This window comes from Pseudomonas sp. Leaf59 (assembly GCF_920984685.1).
GTDB lineage: Bacteria > Pseudomonadota > Gammaproteobacteria > Pseudomonadales > Pseudomonadaceae > Aquipseudomonas.
Window position 1 is genome coordinate 24,134 of record NZ_CAKLBR010000006.1, and the last position, 19,817, is coordinate 43,950.

General features: G+C 64.5%; 23 protein-coding genes. 2 read left to right on the top strand and 21 right to left on the bottom strand.

Annotation, left to right across the window (positions count from 1 at the left end; all coding sequences use genetic code 11):
• Window positions 1-2: 2 nt before the first annotated feature.
• From LUB09_RS08520 to LUB09_RS08610, 19 genes are all read right to left on the bottom strand, one after another.
• On the bottom strand, window positions 3-1,229 hold the full coding sequence (locus LUB09_RS08520) for a beta-ketoacyl-ACP synthase (protein WP_231422336.1): 1,227 nt from the start codon (window positions 1,227-1,229) through the stop codon (window positions 3-5).
• Entirely contained in the window at window positions 1,229-1,957 is a 729-nt protein-coding gene (locus tag LUB09_RS08525; RefSeq protein WP_209987641.1) for a 3-ketoacyl-ACP reductase FabG2, read from the bottom strand. Before LUB09_RS08525 ends, LUB09_RS08520 begins: the two co-directional genes overlap by 1 nt.
• On the bottom strand, window positions 1,954-2,415 hold the full coding sequence (locus LUB09_RS08530; RefSeq protein ID WP_231422337.1) for a hotdog family protein: 462 nt from the start codon (window positions 2,413-2,415) through the stop codon (window positions 1,954-1,956). The genes LUB09_RS08525 and LUB09_RS08530 overlap by 4 nt, the downstream gene beginning before the upstream one ends.
• Entirely contained in the window at window positions 2,412-3,578 is a 1,167-nt protein-coding gene (locus LUB09_RS08535; RefSeq protein WP_231422338.1) for a beta-ketoacyl-[acyl-carrier-protein] synthase family protein, read from the bottom strand. The genes LUB09_RS08530 and LUB09_RS08535 overlap by 4 nt, the downstream gene beginning before the upstream one ends.
• Entirely contained in the window at window positions 3,575-4,057 is a 483-nt protein-coding gene (locus LUB09_RS08540) for a hypothetical protein (protein ID WP_209987650.1), read from the bottom strand. Before LUB09_RS08540 ends, LUB09_RS08535 begins: the two co-directional genes overlap by 4 nt.
• On the bottom strand, window positions 4,054-4,788 hold the full coding sequence (locus LUB09_RS08545) for a class I SAM-dependent methyltransferase (RefSeq protein ID WP_231422339.1): 735 nt from the start codon (window positions 4,786-4,788) through the stop codon (window positions 4,054-4,056). Before LUB09_RS08545 ends, LUB09_RS08540 begins: the two co-directional genes overlap by 4 nt.
• Window positions 4,785-6,032: an NAD(P)/FAD-dependent oxidoreductase gene (locus LUB09_RS08550; protein ID WP_209987655.1), complete on the bottom strand. Its 1,248-nt coding sequence runs from the start codon at window positions 6,030-6,032 to the stop codon at window positions 4,785-4,787. Before LUB09_RS08550 ends, LUB09_RS08545 begins: the two co-directional genes overlap by 4 nt.
• Window positions 6,033-6,065: 33 nt before the next feature.
• Entirely contained in the window at window positions 6,066-8,384 is a 2,319-nt protein-coding gene (locus LUB09_RS08555; protein ID WP_231422340.1) for an MMPL family transporter, read from the bottom strand.
• Window positions 8,368-9,051 (bottom strand): outer membrane lipoprotein carrier protein LolA, encoded by a 684-nt coding sequence (locus tag LUB09_RS08560; RefSeq protein WP_231422341.1) that lies wholly within the window; start codon window positions 9,049-9,051, stop codon window positions 8,368-8,370. The genes LUB09_RS08555 and LUB09_RS08560 overlap by 17 nt, the downstream gene beginning before the upstream one ends.
• Window positions 9,048-9,473 carry an acyl-CoA thioesterase gene (locus tag LUB09_RS08565; RefSeq protein ID WP_209987661.1) on the bottom strand — a complete coding sequence of 142 codons (426 nt, stop codon included), beginning with the start codon at window positions 9,471-9,473 and terminating at the stop codon, window positions 9,048-9,050. The genes LUB09_RS08560 and LUB09_RS08565 overlap by 4 nt, the downstream gene beginning before the upstream one ends.
• Window positions 9,466-11,007 carry an HAL/PAL/TAL family ammonia-lyase gene (locus tag LUB09_RS08570; protein ID WP_209987664.1) on the bottom strand — a complete coding sequence of 514 codons (1,542 nt, stop codon included), beginning with the start codon at window positions 11,005-11,007 and terminating at the stop codon, window positions 9,466-9,468. The genes LUB09_RS08565 and LUB09_RS08570 overlap by 8 nt, the downstream gene beginning before the upstream one ends.
• On the bottom strand, window positions 10,991-11,926 hold the full coding sequence (locus tag LUB09_RS08575) for an LpxL/LpxP family acyltransferase (RefSeq protein ID WP_209987666.1): 936 nt from the start codon (window positions 11,924-11,926) through the stop codon (window positions 10,991-10,993). The genes LUB09_RS08570 and LUB09_RS08575 overlap by 17 nt, the downstream gene beginning before the upstream one ends.
• Window positions 11,923-12,657: a glycosyltransferase family 2 protein gene (locus tag LUB09_RS08580; protein WP_231422342.1), complete on the bottom strand. Its 735-nt coding sequence runs from the start codon at window positions 12,655-12,657 to the stop codon at window positions 11,923-11,925. Before LUB09_RS08580 ends, LUB09_RS08575 begins: the two co-directional genes overlap by 4 nt.
• Window positions 12,658-12,869: 212 nt before the next feature.
• Window positions 12,870-14,540: an acyl-CoA synthetase family protein gene (locus tag LUB09_RS08585; protein WP_231422343.1), complete on the bottom strand. Its 1,671-nt coding sequence runs from the start codon at window positions 14,538-14,540 to the stop codon at window positions 12,870-12,872.
• Window positions 14,537-15,082, bottom strand: coding sequence for a hypothetical protein (locus LUB09_RS08590; RefSeq protein ID WP_231422344.1), 546 nt, complete (start codon window positions 15,080-15,082; stop codon window positions 14,537-14,539). Before LUB09_RS08590 ends, LUB09_RS08585 begins: the two co-directional genes overlap by 4 nt.
• Window positions 15,079-15,333, bottom strand: a complete 255-nt coding sequence (locus LUB09_RS08595) for an acyl carrier protein (RefSeq protein ID WP_003187949.1) — start codon at window positions 15,331-15,333, stop codon at window positions 15,079-15,081. Before LUB09_RS08595 ends, LUB09_RS08590 begins: the two co-directional genes overlap by 4 nt.
• 9 nt (window positions 15,334-15,342) lie before the next feature.
• A complete protein-coding gene (locus LUB09_RS08600; RefSeq protein ID WP_057008480.1) occupies window positions 15,343-15,612 on the bottom strand; it encodes a phosphopantetheine-binding protein in 270 nt (89 codons plus the stop codon).
• A complete protein-coding gene (locus tag LUB09_RS08605; protein ID WP_231422345.1) occupies window positions 15,590-16,402 on the bottom strand; it encodes a lysophospholipid acyltransferase family protein in 813 nt (270 codons plus the stop codon). The genes LUB09_RS08600 and LUB09_RS08605 overlap by 23 nt, the downstream gene beginning before the upstream one ends.
• Entirely contained in the window at window positions 16,378-17,100 is a 723-nt protein-coding gene (locus LUB09_RS08610; RefSeq protein ID WP_231422346.1) for a beta-ketoacyl synthase chain length factor, read from the bottom strand. Before LUB09_RS08610 ends, LUB09_RS08605 begins: the two co-directional genes overlap by 25 nt.
• Before the next feature lie 316 nt (window positions 17,101-17,416).
• Between LUB09_RS08610 and LUB09_RS08615 the strand changes: the two genes are divergently transcribed.
• Entirely contained in the window at window positions 17,417-18,187 is a 771-nt protein-coding gene (locus LUB09_RS08615; protein WP_003237260.1) for a ParA family protein, read from the top strand.
• A 144-nt stretch (window positions 18,188-18,331) separates the two neighbouring features.
• Here LUB09_RS08615 and trxC read toward each other — a convergent pair whose 3' ends face one another.
• Window positions 18,332-18,766 carry a thioredoxin TrxC gene (trxC, locus tag LUB09_RS08620; protein ID WP_231422347.1) on the bottom strand — a complete coding sequence of 145 codons (435 nt, stop codon included), beginning with the start codon at window positions 18,764-18,766 and terminating at the stop codon, window positions 18,332-18,334.
• A gap of 83 nt (window positions 18,767-18,849) precedes the next feature.
• Here trxC and LUB09_RS08625 point away from each other — a divergent pair, with 83 nt between their 5' ends.
• A complete protein-coding gene (locus LUB09_RS08625) occupies window positions 18,850-19,251 on the top strand; it encodes a helix-turn-helix domain-containing protein (protein ID WP_231422348.1) in 402 nt (133 codons plus the stop codon).
• Here the strand turns inward: LUB09_RS08625 and LUB09_RS08630 are convergent.
• Window positions 19,244-19,726, bottom strand: coding sequence for a GNAT family N-acetyltransferase (locus LUB09_RS08630; protein WP_231422349.1), 483 nt, complete (start codon window positions 19,724-19,726; stop codon window positions 19,244-19,246). The genes LUB09_RS08625 and LUB09_RS08630 overlap by 8 nt on opposite strands.
• Window positions 19,727-19,817: the final 91 nt, after the last annotated feature.

A 19,817-nucleotide genomic window follows, 5' to 3' on the forward strand; every position in this document is an offset into this window, starting at 1 on the left:
GGCTAGCACCAGCGCCGAAAGATCAGCGAGGTGTTCACCCCGCCGAAGGCAAAGTTGTTGTTCATCACGTAGTCGTGGTGCATCTCGCGAAAGCCTCCTTGCAGGTAATCCAGCTCGCCGCATTGCGGGTCGACGGTGTCCAGGTTGAAGGTGTGCACGTACTGGTCGCGGTTCATCATCTCGATGCTGAACCATGATTCCAGCGCGCCGCACGCGCCCAGGGTATGGCCGAGGAAACTCTTCTGTGAGCTGATGGGCATGCGGCTGCCGAACAGGCTGCTGGTGGCCAGGGTTTCGGCGATGTCGCCCTGGTCGGTGGCGGTGCCGTGACCATTCACGTAGCCGATGGCGGACGGCGCGAGCCCTGCGTCTTCCAGGGCCAGTTCCATGGCGCGGCGCATGGTTTTCTGTTCCGGGCGGGTGGTGTGCTGACCGTCGGCATTGCTGCCGAAGCCGACCAGTTCGGCATGGATATGCGCACCGCGCGCCAGGGCGTGTTCCAGCTCCTCCAGCACCAGCATGCCGCCGCCTTCGCCGATCACCAGGCCGTCACGGCCGCTGTCGTAGGGGCGTGGGCTGGTCTGTGGGGCGTCATTCTTCAAGCTGGTGGCGTAGAGGGCGTCGAACACCATGGCCTCGGTGGGGCACAGCTCTTCGGCGCCGCCGGCGAGCATCAACGGCAGGCGGCCGAACTTGATTGCCTCGTAGGCATACCCGATGCCCTGGCTGCCGCTGGTGCAGGCGCTGGAGGTCGGGATCAGCCGCCCGGTGAGGCCAAAGAAGATGCTGATATTCGCCGCCGTGGTGTGCGGCATCATGCGCACGTAGGAGTTGGCGTTGAGCCCCTCGGCCACCGAGTTCAGCAGCATATTGCCGAACGCCTTGATCTCATCGGTGCTGCCGGTGGACGAGCCGCAGGCCACGCCCATGCGCCCGTCCTTGATGGAGGGATCGCCCAGCAGCCCGGCGTCCTGCAGCGCCTGCTCCGCCGCCCACACCGCCAGGCGCGAGACGCGGCCCATGCTGCGCAATTGCTTGCGCGTCCAGTGCGCGGGCACTACGAAATCATCGATCGGCCCGGCCAGGCGCGTGTTCAGCTCTATAAAACGGTCCCACTCATCCATGCGCCGGATGCCGCTGCGGTTGGCGCGAAAGTTGGCCGCGATGGTCTCCCAGTCGCAACCCAGGGAGGTCATGCCAGCCATGCCGGTGACAACGACGCGCTTCATCAGCACAGGCCTCCGTTCACGGCCAATACCTGGCGCGTGATGTAGCCGGCTTCGGCCGACATCAGAAAGTTCACGGCGCCGGCGACTTCCTCCGGGGTGCCCATGCGCTGCGCCGGGATCATCTTCATCAGTTCTTCCACCGGCACGTTTTCATCGAGCATGGCGGTGTCGATCAAACCGGGGGCGACGCAGTTGACGGTGATCTTGCGCTTGCCCAGCTCGATGGCCAGCGCCTTGGCCGCACCGATCAGCCCGGCCTTGGACGCGCTGTAATTGACCTGCCCACGGTTGCCGATCAGTCCTGAAACGGAAGTGATGCAGACGATACGCCCGGGCGCGCGGCGCCGAATCATTGGCATCATCACCGGGTGCAGCACGTTGTAGAAACCGTCGAGGTTGGTGCGCAGCACCACGTCCCAATCGTCTTCCGAGAGGGCCGGGAACGCACCGTCGCGGGTCAGTCCGGCGTTGAGCACCACGCCGTAATAGGCGCCGTGTTGCTCTACGTCGGCTTCGAGTATTTCGCGGCACGCGGCGCGGTCGGCGACGTCGAATTGCAGCACGCGGGCACTGCGTCCCAACGCCTGGATCTCGACCTGCACCGCATCGGCTTCGGCGCGCCCGCTGCGGCAGTGCAGCACGATGTCATGCCCGGCCTGGGCCAGGCGCAGGGCGATGGCGCGGCCGATGCCTCGGCTGGAGCCGGTGACCAGTACGGATTGAGTCATGACGTTGCGTCCTTCGATTCAGCTAAATAATTGGCCGCCTGGGGCGGTCGAAATACGTTCAGGCGCGCGCTGGCCTGGATGCCGCCGCCGGTCAGGTGGCATTCGAACACGCCCATGCCGTTGTCGTCTTCCAGCGAGCGCCGGCCGTGGATGGTCAGCTCGGCGCCGGCCGGGAAGCCATCCACGTTGCACTCGAACTTGCGTGTGCCGAGCAGGAAGCCCAGTTCCACCGCTTCGCCGTTCTTGCGTGCGCGGCAACCGGCATAGGCGGCGACGCTCTGCGCCATCAGTTCGATGCCTACCCACGCCGGCAGGCTGCCGTCCGCGCGGTTGAACAGGCCGCCGGGCTTTACGGTGAGACAGGTATGAATCTGCTCTTCATCGAACGACAGCACCTGGTCGATCAGGATCATGTCGCCCGCGTGGGGCAGCAGTTCGGCGAGTGGCCAATCAATCATGGGGCCTCTCCGATAATCAGGCTGACATTGTTGCCGCCGAAGGCAAACGAGTTGCTCATCAGGCGGGGGTGTTGCAGGGCGTCACCGCCGCGTGCCCACTGCAACGCGGGCAGTGCCGGGTCGGCCTGGCCGTCCCACACGTGCGGCGGCACCACACCGTGAGCCAGGCTCAGCCAGCAGAACGCCGCCTCCAATGCACCGGCTGCACCGAGGGTGTGACCGCTCATGGGCTTGGTCGACGAACACGCCACGCCGTGCGGGAACAGCTGAGCGACGGCCAGGCTTTCCATGGCATCGTTATGCTGGGTGGCGGTACCGTGCAGGTTCAGGTAGCCGATCTGTTCGGGGTTCAATGCGGCACTGCTCAAGGCCTTGCGCATGGCTTGCAACGCGCCTTTGCCGGTGGGTTCCGGCGCGGAAATATGGTGCGCGTCGCTGCTCGCGCCGCTGCCCAGCAGGGCAATGGGCCCTCGCTCGCGCGTCATCAGGAACAGCACCGCCGCTTCGCCGATATTGATGCCGTTGCGGTTCACCGAAAACGGATTGCAGCGCTCGCCCGACACCGCTTCCAGCGAGGTAAAGCCATTGAGGGTCAGCTTGCACAGGCTGTCGACGCCACCGCAGATCACCGCATCGCACACGCCCAGTTCGAGCAGGCGCCGGGCGCTCATCAGCGCCCGGGCACTCGAGGTGCACGCGGTGGAAATCACATAGGCGGGGCCGCTCAGGTGCAGCCAGTCGGCGAGAAAGTTGGCCGGCGCGCTGAGTTCCTGTTGCTGGTAGTCGTAATTGCCGGGGAACTGCCGTTCGCGCAGGTACTGGGCAATACCACGGCTGGCTTCGTCGATGCCCGAGGTGCTGGTGCCCAGCACAACCCCCACCCGCGAAGCGCCATAGGTCTGGATCGCCTGGCGCATCTCGTTCTCTATTTGCAGTGCAGCCTCCAGCAGCAGCTGATTGTTACGGCTGCTTTGCTGGCCCAGTTGCAGCGGGATCGGCGCCAGTTCACCGTGCACGGCGCCCACCGGCAGTACACGCTCCGGCACCCAGCCGCTCTCGGCGCGCATGCCGGCGCAGTCGCCGGCAAACAGGCTGCGCGCGACCTCGGCCTGCCCACGGCCGAGGGCACAGATCACGCCCAGGGCATTGAGATAGGCGGTCATCGCTCAACCCCAAGCGGCGTGATGCGATAGCTCAGCGGCTGGCCCGTCATGTTCACGCTGAACACCTCGGAGGACTGATAAACGATTTGCCAATGCCCTGGCAGGGTGCGCGTCAGGTCCCTGGCCTGGGCGCCCGGGTACAGGGCGCGCAGGTCGTCCGCCGAGGCCAGCGCAAACAGCAGGGCGGCGAACAGCTCGCGTGCCTGCGGATTGGGCGGCAGCAAGCCGTCGGCCTGCCACGCGCCATCGAGCAACTTTTGCCGCGCCTGGGGAATGCCCAGCGGGTCCATCATCGACCAGCGAATGGCGGCGCCCTCGCGCTGAATCACCAGCAGCCAGTCCTGGCGCTGATTGCCTTCCATGCGCTGCACATGCAATTGCAGCGGCAAATTCAGGACCGGGATTTTTTCCGGCAACGGCGCCTGGCTGGCGCACGCGCTCAGCAGCAACAGACAGCCGATCAGCAGCAGGCGCATCATGGTGCACTGCTCGCCAGCGGCTTGCGCGCCACGCAATTGACCAGGGTTTCTTCACGCTGGCCCACCGGCGGCGCCTTGCGCAGGCCCAGACGCTCCAGCAGGCCGAAATCCGTGGCACGGCTCCACCACAGATAGGGGTAGGAAACGTTCTGCGGGCCAAATTCAAAGCCCTGCTCGCGGATCATCGCCAGGTACGCCTCGGCGCTTTTCTGCACTTGCATGGGGTGGCGGAACAGCCAGCGAATCACCCAGGTGTCGATATAGGCTTCGGTGGACTCGGCAAACAGCAGGTAGCCGCCGGGCTTGAGCACGCGATAGAACTCTGCAAGGGCGCGATGCTGCTCCACCAGATGGTGGAACGTCTGGTGGCAGAACAGAATATCGACACTGTCGTCCGGCACTTGCAGGGTGGCGCAGTCGCTGCCGATCAGCTCGATGGCCAGGCCCTGGCGCGCCGCTTCGGCCTGGCTCTGGTCGAGGCTGTGGGGGTCGGCATCCAGGCCGATCAGCCGTTCCGGGGCGAACACCTGTTGCAGGTACGCAAAGGATTTGCCCTGGCCGCAGCCGGCGTCCAGCAACACCGGGGCGTGCGGCACAGGCTCGGTGAACAGACTGCGCAGGTCGTCGATGGCCACGCGCAACACATAGTGTTGCCAGGTGCGGCTGCGCAGAAACCAAAGGCCGAAGCGGGTTTCTTCGACGTAATGTTTACTCAGGTATTGGCTGCTCATACCGGATCACTCGCACAAATTTCCGACAACATCCGCAAGCGTCGCTTGGGCTCGCTGACAAACGGGTTGCGCTCGTCCCAGGCATAACCGGCGAGGATCGCGCTGATCATGCGGCGAATCTCCGGCGAACTGCCCGGGTGGAAAATGACATCCTGGAAGGTCCCGGCGTACCAGCCCTCCACGTAGCAGCGAAAGGTGTCGACGCCGCGCTTGAGCGGTTCGGCGAATTCGGTTTGCCAGTCGACGGGTTCGCCCGTGAGCTGACGATGCAGCACGCCGGCGGCCATGCTCGCCGAACGCATGGCGATGGTCACGCCGGACGAAAACACCGGGTCGAGAAATTCCGCCGCATTGCCCAGCAATGCAAAACCGGGGCCGTGCAGGGTTTTGACGTTGGCCGAGTAGCCGCCGATGCTGCGCGCCGGGGTATCCCACACCGCGTTTTGCAGCACGCCGGACAGGCTTGGGGTTTCAGCGATAAAACCGCGCAGGCAGGCATCGAGGTCGCTGTCGCGGCCGTCGAAATGCGTCTGCGCCGCCACCACGCCCACCGAACAGCGGCCGTTGCTGAACGGGATGGTCCAGAACCAGATGTCGCGCTTTACAGGGTGGGTGGTAATGAGGATTTTGCTACGGTCGAAACCTGGGTGTTCGATGCGATCTTCAACATGGGTGAACACCGCCCGGCGCAGCGGGAAATTCGACGGCGCCTCCAGGTCGAGCAGGCGCGACAGCACGCGGCCGTAACCGCTGGCGTCGAGCACGAATCTGGCCTTGAGGTGATACTCGCTGCCGTTTTGCCGGCGCACATGCAGGTAACGGCATTCGCCGCTGAAATCCGCGCCGACGATGGTTTGGCCATAGCGAATGTCTACGCCCTGCAGCGCCGCCTGATCGGCCAGCAGCTTGTCGAACTCGCCGCGCTGCACCTGGTAGGTGGTCGGCTTGCCGTTGCTGAACGTGTCGCCAAAATCGAACGCGCTGTAGCGCTCGCCCCAGGCGAACGCGGCGCCGGTCTTCACCTGGAAGCCGGCTGCCTGCACCGCCTCGAGCATGCCCGCTTCTTCGATAAAATCGATGCAGTGCGACAGCAGGCTTTCGCCAATCGAGAAGCGCGGGAAATGCTCGCGCTCGATGATCACGACGTCATGGCCCTTGCGCTTGAGCAACGCGGCGGCGATGGCACCGGACGGACCGGCACCGATCACCACCACCTGGCGACGTTCCATTTCAACTGTGGGCACTGAGGCTCCTTGCCGCATGGGCGATAATCACATTCATAGGGCGGGTTTGCGCGGCCCGGCCCAGGGCGCCAGCATAAAGCTGAATGCCAGGCCGAGGCTGACCGACAGGCCGAAATTACTCACCGCTGGCGTACTCGATACCGCCAGCAGACCGAACGACAGCCAGGTCGTCAACGCCGCCAGCAACGTGCCCAGCAGGCTGACCGCCGGGCCGCCGATCTGCTCGCGCATCAGGATCGCATAGTCGACGCTGATGGCCGTGACCAGCAGCAGGCCGAACAGGCTGAACAGGGTCAGCGGCTGGCCCAGCCAGCCCAGGCTGGCCAGGCTGCACAGCGCGGCCAGCAACGGCAGGGCGACGATGCGCAAGGCCCCGCCGAAGCCGAACGGCACCATCAGCAGCAACACGATCAGCACACACGACAGTAACTTGAGTTCGGCGGCGCTGATCTGTGTGGCGGCGAACACGCGGTTCAGGTCGCCCAGGCGATCCACCAGTTGCACACCAGGCAAGTCCACGGCCTGCACCCGCAGCAGCGCCGGGTTGTTCAGGCCCTGCAGGCTGACCATTGCTGCCACGCCGCCGTTGACCGGGCCCAGCCACAGCGTGCGCCAGGGTTCGGCCAGCGGACCTTTGAGGGCGGCGTCGATATCTTCGGTGGGCAGCGCCTGCAACTGCGCCACTTCGGCTTGCAGGGCGCTGGCCGGCACACCGAGGTCCACCAGCGGCTGCCAGTGTTGCGCCAGGTTGCCCAGCGCATCGCGCAGTTGCTGTTGCTCGGCCGGCAAGCTGACCAGTTGGTTGAGCGCCAGGTAACCCTGCAGCTTGTCCATATTCACCAGTTGCTCCAGGCGCTGGCCCAGCGCGGCCTGACGCTCCAGCAACTGTTGCTGGTTGTCTGCGCGCACCAGGAAGAACTGGCTGGTGGGCTGAAAGCCGGTAATCCGCGCCACGGCCTGGGCTTCCTGCAGCAAGTGGGGCGGTGCGCCGATCCACTGGCGAATGTCGTTTTTGCTGTTCAGGTGCCATACACCGCCAGCGCAGAACAGCAGCACCAGCGCCAGCAACAGCGGGCTCGGTACGCGCTGTAGCAACGATTCGCGCAGCCGCCACAGGCCCTCGGCAATCCGCAGCGGCCACTGCGCCGGGCGCAATTCAATGCCCTTGAGCAGCGCCGGCAGCAGGCACACGGCGCACAGGTAAGCGCCCACCAGCCCAGCGGCGGAAAACACGGCAATCTGCGTCAGTGCCGGAAACGGTGTCCAGGCCAGCGCCAGATAACCGATGCAACTGGTCGCCAGGCTCAGGCTCAGCCCCGGCAAGGTCAGGCGCAACGCCGGCCAGCTTTGCCACGGCTTCAGGCTCCAGCTTTTGGACAGGTAATGCAGCGGGTAATCCACCGCCACGCCGATCAGGCTGGAGCCCAGCACCAGGGTCATCACATGCACATGGCCGAACAGCGCCACACAGGCCACCGCACCGAACAGCATGCCTGTGACCACCGGCACGAAGGCGAGCAATACGCGCCAGCGGCGGAAGGCCAGAAGCAGCAACAGCAGAATGCCGACGGTCGCGCCGCCGCCGACCCAGGTAATTTCCCGCGTGGCTTGCTGCTGCCCATTGGCCGCGTAGAGCAGGCCGCTGGCCGCGAGCAGTTGCGCGCCGTGTTCGGCGGCCTCTGCGCGGCTGGCCTGGAGCAGGTCCGCCACTTGCAGCGGCAGGTGCATATCGAAGGCATTGCCGGTGGTGCGCGCGCGCAGCAGCACCCAGCTTTTGCCGTCGGCATCGGCGATCAGCGCGCCGCTGCCGATATCCAGTTGCACCGAGCCATGCTGTGGCTGGCTGTTCTGAATGCGCCCGGTGAGGCCCAGCCAGTCATCCTGGCTCGGCACCAGGCTGAAGCCGGTGAAGGGGTCGAACAGCGATTGCACGCGCTGCTGGATAAACGCCTCGGGATGCTCGATGAGTTGCTCGCGGTCCTTGGCCGCGAGCATCGCCAGTCGCCCGCGCAGCAGTTGCTCGCGCAGTGCCAGCAGGTCGGCCTGCAGGTTCCACTGCACCGTTTCAAACAGCCCGCTGGCCTGCCAGCGCGCGCCCAGCTGTTGCGCCACGGCCACCGCCTGCTGGCGGTCGGCATGCCCCACCAGCACCAGCATCTCGCGGTTGAGCGGCTCCTGCATGCGTTGTTCGGCTTGCTGTTCCAGCGCATCCGGCGCACTGCCCGGCACCAGCTCCATCAGGTTGGCCGACAGCGGCGCACCCTGGCGCCATTGCCAGCCGGCCAGCGCCAGCACGGCCACCAGCAGGATCAGGAACAGGCGCGGCAGCAGGCGCTCACTGGGCAAAGTCATGTTGCTCCGCGTCGGTCAGGGGCAGGCTCGCGGTGCTGTCCTGCATGCGCAGCACGGTGCTGTCGCCCTGGGTCTCCTGCAGTTCGATGGTGTGCACCAGCGCGCCGCCGTCGATATTGATTTGGTTGAACACCTGCTTGAGCAGCAGCGAACGCGGAGTCAGGGTCAGCTTCCACTGCGTGGACTCACCTTGCAGATGCAGCTCGAAATCACGCTGCAAGCCGCTGCTGTCGCCCTGCAGCACGGCGAGAAACAGACGGTTCTGCTCAGCTCCGGCACTCTTGTTCGGCAGCCATTGCCAGCCATTGCCTTCACGCCGGGCGATGCCCTGGGCGCTGATGCGGTAGTCCTGTTGCAACGGGGTTTTCAGCAACCAGAGCAGGCCGTGGTCCTTGGCAAGCACGAAGGTGCCCTTGCTGACCAGGGGCTGGGGCAGGGCGCGCAGGTGTTTTTCCTGGGTGAAGCTGCCGTGGATCACGGAGGGTTTGGCCAGTTGATCGCTGAGTTGTTGCAGGTCGAAAGCATGGGCGCTGAAACTCAGCAACAGCCCGATCAATGTGGGAGCGGGCTTGCCCACGAAAAACCGGAGGACGCTGCGCAGTGCATGGCGGATCGCATTAACGTTGGCGATTTTCGCGGGCAGGCCCGCTCCCACAGGACATCTCATTTCAAGGCCCTCTCGACGGCGTCGGTGAAGATTGTGGGGGAGGCCAGTTGCATCTCGCGGCTGGCGATTTCCACCGCCACCTGCACGGTGCTGGCGCGGGTCAGGCGCTCGCCGCTGGCGAGGTCGGTGATCAGGTAGTTGATCTTCAAGCGGTTCTCCCACTCCACCAGGCTGGCGCGTACGTTGATCGTCTGGCCGAACACCGCGCCGCGCACGTAGCGCAATTGCATGTCGATCACCGGCCAGGCGTAGCCCGCCTCGCGCATGGCGCTGTAGTTGTGGCCGATCCTGTCGAGCAAGGCGCAGCGTGCGACTTCCAGGTATTTGACGTAATGGCCGTGCCACACCACATGCATAGTGTCGACGTCGAAAAACGGCACGAGGATTTCAGTGTTGCAGTGCAACACGCCGGGGCTACGCATGCAGCCTCCAGTGCTGCGCGGCGATGCGTTGCAGGCACAGGCGCAATTCGCCTTCCAGGGCACGGTCTTCGATCACGGGCGGAAAGTCTTTGCCCAGCTCGACGTGCATGGCGGCCAGGGCCGGTGGCAGCGGGCGCGCAGCCTCGGCCCGGGCGCGCAGCCACACCCCTTGATTGGCGGCCAGCAGGGCGGCGGCGGCCACTTGTTCGGTCAGCTCCAGCACGCGGATCGCATCGCGGGCGGCGATGGTGCCCATGCTCACCTTGTCCTGGTTATGGCACTCGGTGGAACGCGAGAACACGCTGGCCGGCATGGTGTTTTTCAGGGCTTCGGCGGTCCAGGCACTGGTGCCGATCTGCACGGCCTTGAAGCCGTGGTTGATCATCGCGCGGTCGGCCGGTGCGCCGGACAGGTTGCTCGGCAGGCCGTGGTTGTAACGCACGTCCACCAGCAACGCGAGCTGCCGGTCGAGCAGGTCGGCGACGTTGGCCACCAGGGTCTTGAGGCTGTCCATGGCGAAGGCGATATGCCCGCCGTAGAAGTGCCCGCCGTGCAGCACGCGTTCCTGCTCGGCGTCGATGATCGGGTTGTCGTTGGCGCTGTTCAGCTCAATCTCGATGAATGAGCGCAGCCAGTTCAGGCTGTCGGCCAATACGCCGAGAACATGGGGCGCGCAGCGCAGCGAGTAGCGGTCCTGCAGGCGGTGCAGCGGCGCGGTGGGCGCGTCGATCGCCAAATCCTTGCGCAGCCACGCGGCGACCTGCATCTGCCCCGGGTGTGGCTTGGCGGCGAACAGGCGTTCGTCGAAGTGTTCCGGGTTGCCTTGCAGGGCCACCACATTGAGTGCGGTGATGCGCGTGGCCAGTTGCAGCAGGTAATCGGCGCGGGCGAAGGCCAGGCAGGCGAGGCCGGTCATCACCGCAGTGCCGTTCATCAAGGCCAGGGCTTCCTTGGGACGCAACACCAGTGGCGCCCAACCCAGCTCGCGGTGCACGTCGGCGGCCGGGCGCCGTTCGCCGTGGAACAGCACGTCGCGCTCACCGGACAAGGTGGCCGCCACGTAGGACAGCGGCGTCAGGTCACCGCTGGCGCCCACCGAGCCTTCCTCGGGGATCAGCGGCAGCACATCGTGTTCGAGGAAGGCATGCAGGCGCTCGAGCAACTCCACGCGTACCCCGGACACGCCGTGACACAACGATTGCAACCTGGCCGCCAGCACCGCGCGCGTGGCCTGGGCGTCGAGCAGCTTGCCCAGGCCGCAACCGTGGAAGGTGTACAGGTGACGCGGCAGCGCTTCGACGTGCTGCAACGGCACCGCCACCACGCAGGAGTCGCCGTAGCCGGTGGTCACGCCGTAGATCACGCCTTCCTTGTCCAGCAGCGAGTCGAGGAACTGCGCGCCCTTGGCAATGCGCTGGCGATAGGCTGCGTCTTCCTGCAACTGCGTGTGCACCTGACGGTTGGCCAGGGCCAGCACGTCTTCGATGCGCAGGGGGCGTTCGCCAAAGGTGACCGGCTCAGGATGCGGGATCATGGGTCTTCCAGAAGGGGTAAAAGTTGAACCATTGTTGGGGCGCCTGCAGGCAGAACTCGCCCAGGCGTGCGGCGTAACGCGCGGTCCACAGGGCGATTACCTGTTCGCGGGTGCTGCGCTTCCATTCGATCAGTTGCGCGAAGGGCTCGATGGTCAGGCGGTAGCGGCCCTGGTGCTTGAGGCACATCAGCAGGTTGACCCGGCATTGGAGCAGGCCGGCCAGCAGCCACGGGCCTTGGGGGAACGCGGCGGCATGCCCGAGAAAGTCCACGCGCACCGTGCGCCCGCCATGCAGCGGTACACGGTCGCCGGCAATCGCCAGCCATTCGCCATCGTCCAGGCGCTGGCTGAGCAGCAGCATGGTGGCCGGGTCCAGCTCGCTGACCTGGATCAGGCGCAGGTGGGTGGCACCGGCCTCGCCCAGCAGGCGGTTGAAGCGCTCGGCGTGCTTGGTGTGCACCAGCACGTTCATGGTCACCTGTTCGCCGATCTCCGCCAGCGCGCGGCACACCTCGAGGTTGCCCAGGTGTGCGCCCACCAGCATCTGCCCGCGCTCGCCGCGCAATTGCCCGCGCAGTTGCGCCGGGTCGTTGATTTCGATCTGTTCCAGACGCAGTTTGCCGTTCCACACGTCGAGCTTGTCGAGCAGGGAGTCGGCGAAGGCCATGAACTGGCCGAATACCTTGCGCCGGGTGGGGCGCAGCTCATCGCGCCCGCTCCACTGCGCCAGGCGCTGCTGGTATTGCCAGGCGCTCTGGCGCGCGGTGCGGCCGAACAGAAAAAAGTAGAACACGATGCTGTACAGCAATGGGCTCAGCAGGCGTCGGCCGAGCACCCGGGCGGCGACGGCGGTGAATTTCATCAGCCAGAAGCTGCCGCGTTCTTCGCGGTCGGCCCAGTGTTTGGTGTTGTCGGTCATGCCTGCCACCGTCGCCACAAGATCATCGGCGCGCGCACCAGCATGCCGAAAAACAGCCGGGTGTGCATGGCGCTGATGCGCAGGTTGTCGTGGAACAGGCGAAAGTGCGACAGGCCGTCGGCGGGGTAATGCACCTGGGTCGGCAGCCAGCGCATCGGCTGGTTGCGCCAGGCCAGGCGTACGAGGATGTCCGAATCGAAATCCATGCGCGTGCCGATGTAGGCCGAGTCCATCAGCGCCAGCACCGGTGCCAGCGGGTACACGCGAAAACCGCACATCGAATCGCGGATCTGCAGCGAGAGGGTGTTGATCCATACCCATACGTGGGTGAGGTAGCGCGCGTAGAGGCGGCCCTTGGGCACGCTGTCGTCGTATTCGGGGTAGCCGCAGATGATTGCGTCGGGGTGCCGGCGCGAGGTGTCGATAAAGGTTTCGACTTCACGCAGATCATGCTGGCCGTCGGCGTCGACTTGCAGCGCATGGCTGTAGCCCAGGCGTGCGGCCTCGCGGAAGCCGGCCATGACGGCGCCGCCCTTGCCGAGGTTGTGGGGCAGGGTGATCAGGGTGACGTGTTCCAGGGTCGCCAATTGCACCAGCACCGCCGCGCAGGCCGGGCTGCTGCCGTCGTCCACCAGCAGGCAGGGCAGGCCGCTGGCGAGCAGGCTGCGCACCACGGCGGGCACGGCGGCTTCATGGTTATAGACGGGGATCAGGGCGCAGGGGTTATGCATGGGGCTCCCACCGTGCGGGCAAATGCCCTGTGGCGAGCGGGCTTGCCCCGCGTTGGGCTGCGTAGCAGCCCCCATAAGGCTGCCGAGGTGTATCAGGCAGAGCTCCGTCGCCTGTTTTGGGGCTGCTGCGCAGCCCAACGCGGGGCAAGCCCGCTCGCCACAACAAGCCCATTAGCCACAACAAGCCCTTTAGCCATAACAGCTGCGACAGGTTAATCATTCGCCATCTCCAGCTGGATCCTGCCGCTGGAGCAGGCGGTGTCGGCATTGCGATAGGCGAAATACAGCTTGCTGCGTTGCGCGTCAAAGCGCAGGTGCAGTTCGATGGAATCGCCAGGGCGCACCAGTTGCTGGAACTTGAGCACTTCCATGCCGGCAAACCGGGTCGGCACGTCCATCAGTTGTTGGCTCAGGTTGAATGCCCACTCTACCTGCACCACGCCCGGCAACACCGGTGTGACCGGGAAGTGACCGCTGAAATAGGCGAGGTCCGGCGGGATGCTCAGTTGCAGGGTCCATTCGCCGTCGGCGTCGACCTGTTCCAGTACGTCGGGCGCTTTGGGCCGGGGCGCCAGTAACAGCGCGTCTATGTCGGCCTGGGGCAGCTTGCCCTGGCTGTTGAGCGGCAGCTGACGCAGCAGGCGCCAACGGCGTGGCAAGGCGAGGGCTTCGCAATGCAGGCTTAAATGCTGGCGCAGGGTTTGAGTCACCGCGCGTCGGCCCTGATTGCGCAGGGCATGCAGGCCTTCGGCGCTCAGTACCACCAGGGCGCCCAGGGAAGCACGGTTTTCCTGGACCACGCCCAAGCGGTTTTCGCTGACCCAGGGGTGAGCCATCAGGGCCTGTTCGAGCATCGGCAGGGAGATGCGTTTTTCTTCCAGCTTGACGATGCGGTCCAGTCGCCCCAGCAGTTCGAAACGGCCATCGGCATGGATGCGTGCGGCGTCGGCGGTGTGTTCGATATGCCCGGCAGGCAAATAAGGCGAGGCGATACGCAGCGCGCCGTCGGCATCCTGGCTCAGCTCAACGCCTGCAAAGGGCTGCCAGGGTTGTGCGCCCTGGCGCCAGGCGATACCGCCGGTTTCCGAACTGCCGAGGATTTCCGTCGGCCATTGCCCCAGGCGATCGTACAGGCTGCCGGCGGCCTCGACGGGCAATGCGCCGCCGGAGGAAAACACCCGCGACACTTGGCTCAGCGCCGGCCAGTCGAGGTTGTCGCCCATGCGCTTGAGCAGCGCGGGGCTGGCGACCCAGGCGAACCGGGGATGTTCGCGGCTGGCGCGCTGCAGGTCTTCGGAAAACGCCAGTTGGGTGCGACCAAAGCTGCGCCCGGCGCACAGCGGCCACAGCACGCGGAACAGCAAGCCGTAAATATGTTGAGTGGCAACGCTGCCGATGATGCAGGCGTCCTTGAGGTCGGCGCCCCACAGGGCTTCCAGCGCGTCGACTTCGTTGGCCAACTGGCGCAGGGTCTTGTCGATGCGCTTGGGTTCACCGCTGGAGCCGGACGTGCACAGGCTCAGTTGGCAGGCGTCCAGGTCGAGGGCGCCGCCGGGCAGGGGTGCCTGGTACAACGCGTCGAGGTCCGAAGCCTGGGTCAGCCAGGCATCAACGGATGCGTCCCAGCGTTGGCGCGTGTGCGGTTGCAGGTCGGCGGGCAGCAGCACGCTCACGCCGGCGCGCCAGGCGCCCAGCAGGGCAATCGCCAGCACGCCGGCGTCTTCCAGGTGCACCGCCAGGCGGCGGATACCGCGCGCCTGCAGGCCTGCCGCCAGGCTCAAGGCGTGCGCCCGCAGTTGGGCATGGTGCATCGCAGGCTCGGTGGTGACCAGGCGCTGCTCCAGTGGCTCAAGCAGCAGGTGCTCAAGTTTCAAACCTTTCATACGCGGCCTCGAACCCTTTGTCGTATCAGCCATTCCACGGCAAACAACAGTCCCATCAGCCCGTAGGCGATGAGGCCGTTGTACAACGTCCACCAGCTCAGCGGCGCCCACAGGGTGAGCGCAGCGGCGAGCAAGCCATTACACAGAAAAAACACGCTCCACACCACGGTGACCTGGCGCGTGTACGCAACCACTTTGGGCGCCAGCACAGGCTCGGTGATGCGCGCAATGCGCTCGACCATCGGCGGGCCGTATTTGAGGCTCAGGCCGAACAGCGCCAGCATGAACGCGCTGACCAGGCTTGGGTACCAGCGCAGCAGGTACGGATTGTCGAACCACGCCAGCAACACACAGAACAGGATCACCGCTACTGCCATCCAGCGGCTGCCGGGGCGTCGCGCACCGGTAACGGCGCGCAACAGCCACAGGCTGCCCAGCAGCAGGCCGAACTGCCACGGGGCAAAGTGCTCGGTGCCGTAGTACACCGCAAACGGGTACAGCAGCCCCGCCAGCAACAGGCCAAGGCCGATCAACCGGCTCATGCGGCGGGTTGGACCAGGCGGTACACCGCCTCAACCACGTCGTTGACGGTGCGCACCGCCTTGAATTCCTCGGCGGCGATCTTCTTGCCGGTCTGGCGCTTGATATGGTCGATCAGGTCCACGGCATCAATGCTGTCGATTTCCAGGTCCTGATACAGGTTGGCGTCGAGGGTGACGCGCTCCGGCGGCAGTTCAAACAGCTCCACCAGGGCATCGCGCAGGGTGTTGAAAATATCGTCACGAGTTTGCATGGTCCGGTCTCAAGCTGCCTGTCTGGCTGTGACGAACGCCGCAAGGCAGGCCACATTGGTGAAGTGGTTACGGGTGTCCTTGGCGTCCGCATCGATCTTGATGCCGTACTTTTTCTGGATCGCCAGGCCCAGTTCCAGGGCGTCGACCGAATCCAGGCCCAGGCCTTCGCCGAACAGGGTCTGTTCGCTGCCAATGTCGTCGACGCTGATGTCTTCCAGGCCCAGGGCCTCGATGATCAGCATCTTTATGTCGCGCTCAAGGCGTTGTTGGTCGCTCATCTTCGGCGAGCTCCTTAATGAAATAGTGGTGCAGGTAATCGTTGAGCTTGCGCGAGGCCTGGGGCGCGGGCCCCAGTGAGGCGAACGCCTGTGGTTCTATATCGGCACCCACGCGCAAACTGAAGTGAAATCGACGTTTGGGAATGCGATACCAGGGTTCGGCCTTGGTCAGGGTGGTGGGGCTGACCTTGATCACCACGGGCGTGATGACCGATGCGCCACGCAGCGCGATGGCGGCGGCGCCGCGATGAAAGGCCGGTGGCGCGCCCGGCGTGGTGCGGGTGCCTTCGGGAAAGATGATCAGGGTCTGGCCGGCGCGCAGGGCGTCGGCGGCGGCATCGAGCATGTCGGCGCTGCCGTCGTTGCTCAGGTAGCCGGCATCGCGCACCGGGCCGCGGGTGAACGGATTTTGAAACAGGCTGCGTTTGATCACGCAGTTGGTCTGGCGCATCAGGCCAATCAGGAACACCACATCGATCAGCGACGGGTGGTTGGCGACGATCATCTGGCCGGGGCGCCCGAGTTTTTCTGCGCCTTCGACGCTGTAGGTCAGCACCCCGACGCGCTGCATCAGGCGAATGAAGAACCAGAACAGCCGGCTGATGGTGTGGCGGGCGCGGCGCTGATGCTTCGTCGCTCCGCCGGGCAGGCAACTGAGCAGCGGAAACACCAGCAGGCGTAGGCACAGGCCGCCCAGGCCGAACAGAAAAAAGCTCGCGGCGGTGGCGAACAGGCGCCAGTAGTAGGCGTCCCGGGGTTTGTCGGTCACAGCTTGCGTTGCCAATTCCATACTCGGTTCTTCCAGGCATGTTGGCAGGCCCCCTGTTCGGTGAGCAGGGTGCGCAGCAGGTTCAGCGCGTGGGGCCACTGGGCGGCGGTCGAGGGTTGGACAGTGCTGTCGGTGAGTTCCAGCTGCCACTCGTCGCCCGGGGTCAGCAGCAGGCCGAGGGCATAGGGGAACGGTACGTCGTGGATCCAGCCGGCGTAGGCGGCGGGCGGCTGTTCTTCGGTGATCACCAGCAACACCGCCGGCGCGCCTTCGTTGAGCAGTGCGGCGGCTTCGAGTACACCGTGTTCGAGACCGTCGCCGGCGGCGGCGAGGGCGGTCATTTCGCTTGTCTCATTGCGCAGGATCGACCACAGCCCTACCACCGCGTTGTGCACCGACAGGCTGAACTGGGTGGGTGACAGGGGTTCGTCATTGGCCAGGTCGCTGAGGATGTCGAGGGTGCGCGGGGTTTCGCCATGCCGGGAAATGAACACCAGCGGCAGGTCCTGCAGGCCCTCTGCCAGCGGCCAACCCACGCTGAACGCCATGCGCGCCAGGCGGCTGAGGCGCCGACGCTGCATGGCCGGTAAAAATGACACGTCAGGGGAGGCTTCGCTGGCGGGCAGCAACACCGGGGCCCGGCACCAGGCGTGCCAGTCGTCCGCGCTGTCGAGGCCGGGAGCCCAGGCGCGCCATTGGGCGATGCTGAAATTGATCACTGAGAAGTTATCCCGCCCCTGCGGGCTTCCATGTGCCACCGATGCCCCGGTTTTCCGGGACAGCGCAGGGCCGAATGGCGCGCATTATCCCGGTGCTGCGGGGTTCTAGCAAACATTGGTAAATAATTGTTCACGGTTGATTGAATTTTGCCTGGGAAGGGTTACGGATTGTGCTTGACCGCCGACTCAATGGGATCGTCGGACCTTTCTTATTTGCTCGTATGGAGCCGGCTTGCACTGCATTGATCAGCGAGGTAGCTAACAGGCGCTTTTGCCCTCTACACTCGGGCATTCATTGATACCCGGAGGTTTCCCCATGCGGCGTGTGGTGTTCAATCAAAAAGGCGGGGTCGGCAAGTCCAGCATCGCCTGCAACCTGGCGGCGGTCAGCGCCAGCGAAGGCTATCGAACCCTGTTGGTGGACCTCGATGCACAAGCCAACTCCACCCAGTACCTCACCGGGCTGACCGGCAACGATATCCCCATGGGAATCGCCGATTTTTTCAAGCAAACCCTGTCTTCCGGACCGTTTTCCAAGAAGAACAAGGTAGATATCTACGAAACGCCGTTCGACAACCTGCATGTGATTACCGCAACGCCGGAGCTGGCCGACCTGCAACCCAAGCTCGAAGCCAAGCACAAGATCAACAAACTGCGAAAGTTGCTGGACGAACTGAGCGAAGATTACGACCGCATTTACCTCGACACGCCGCCGGCCCTGAACTTCTATGCGGTCTCGGCGCTGATCGCTGCCGACCGTGTGTTGATCCCCTTCGACTGCGACAGCTTTTCGCGCCAGGCCCTCTACGGCCTGCTGGCGGAAATCGAAGAATTGAAGGAGGACCACAATGAAAGCCTCGAAGTGGAAGGCATCGTGGTCAACCAGTTCCAGGCCCGGGCGAGCCTGCCGCAGCAGATGCTGGACGAGTTGATTGCCGAAGGGTTGCCGGTGTTGCCCGTGTACCTGGCCAGCTCGGTGCGCATGCGCGAGTCGCACCAGGAGAGCAAGCCGCTGATTCACCTGGACCCACGGCACAAGCTGACGCAGCAGTTTGTGCAGTTGCATAACTTGCTTGAGAGCACTTGAGGCAAGGTTCAGACACAACGCAAAAAACTGTGGGAGGGGGCTTGCTCCCGATGGCGGTGGATCAGCTACCGGTGTGCTGACTGACCCACCGTCATCGGGAGCAAGCCCCCTCCCACATTGGCCTGCGCCGGTTTCAAGGGCGGGTTACACCCCTTGGCTTCGCAGCCAGCTCATCAACTGCGGCAATGGAAACGCGCCACTCTGGCGCGCCACTTCCCGGCCATTCCTGAACAGGATCAAGCTCGGAATCGATCGAATCCCCAACTGCGCCGACAGTTGCTGGTTCGTTTCACTGTCCAGCTTGGCCAGCCGGCATTTGCCCTCGAGCTGCCCGGCCGCCTGCTCAAACACCGGCGCAAACGACTTGCACGGCCCACACCACTCGGCCCACACATCCACCAGCAACGGCAAGTCGCCCTTGATCTGGCTGGCGTGATCGCCCTGTTTCAGCTCAAAGGGCTTTTTCAGCAACACCGGCTGTTTGCAGCGCCCGCATTTTGGGGCATCGCTCAGGCGTTCACCGGGGATGCGGTTGAGGCCATTGCAATGAGGGCAGGGGATTACAAGCGGTTCGGACATGGTGGGCTCCTCGGATTTGGCCAATGGGTTCAATCTGGAGCCAGACGGTCGGTTTATCAAGCTTCTACAAGAAACGACAACCCATGAACGACGATCTAAAACTCGCGATTGAACACTGGCCCTTTGTTTCATCGCTGCTGACCAAGCCCCAAAACGAACGCGACTACGACGGCTTGGTGAAAGCGCTCGATGATTTACTCGATATTGTGGGCGAAAGCGAAGCTCACCCGCTGAAAGGGCTGCTGGATATCATGGCTGACTGGATCGAAGGCTACGATCATGAGCATCGCCCAATGCCCGTCGCCAGCGGGGTCGACGTATTGCGCTCGATGATGCGAGAGCATGGCCTGAGCCCCGGCGATCTTTCGGGTATTGGCACCCAGGCCTTCGTCGCTGAAATCGTCGACGGCAAACGCCAGCTCAACCTGCGGCAGATCCGCTGGCTGGCGGATCGTTTTGGCGTGTCGGTGGAAACTTTTATCTAGACGCGCCTTTGAACACATACACACAGGTGTCGTCCACCACCCCAGCATTGTCGATCCGCGCATTGGACAGCACCGCCTCGCATTCGAACCCGCATCGCTCTGCCACGTTGATGCTGCGGGTATTGCGGCGGGCGGTGGTGAGGTCGATTCGTTTGGCGTTGAAGAACTCAACGGCGAGGTCGCGCACCAGGGCGCAGGCTTCGCTGGCGTAGCCTTTGCCCATGCTGTCGGTGCCGATCCAGTAGCCGATTTCCAGGTGCGGGATGCGCAGGTCGCGGATAAACAGGCTGATGCAGCCGACCAGCGCGTCGGAGCTGTTTTCGATAATCAGGAACTTGTATTCGTGCTGATCGGCGTTGAAGTTATCCACAGCCGTTTGCAGGTTGGCGCGGGCATCTTCCAGGCTATTGCGGCCGTTTGCCCACACCAGAAAGTCGGTGTGGGGTTGGGTGAAGTCCTGGATCAGCCGGTGCATCTGCTCTGCTTTGGCGATTGTCGGCGCGGCAAGCTGTAAATGGGTGCTGCGTAACAGTGCTGCTGGTATGTCGGAAAATCTCACCATCCGT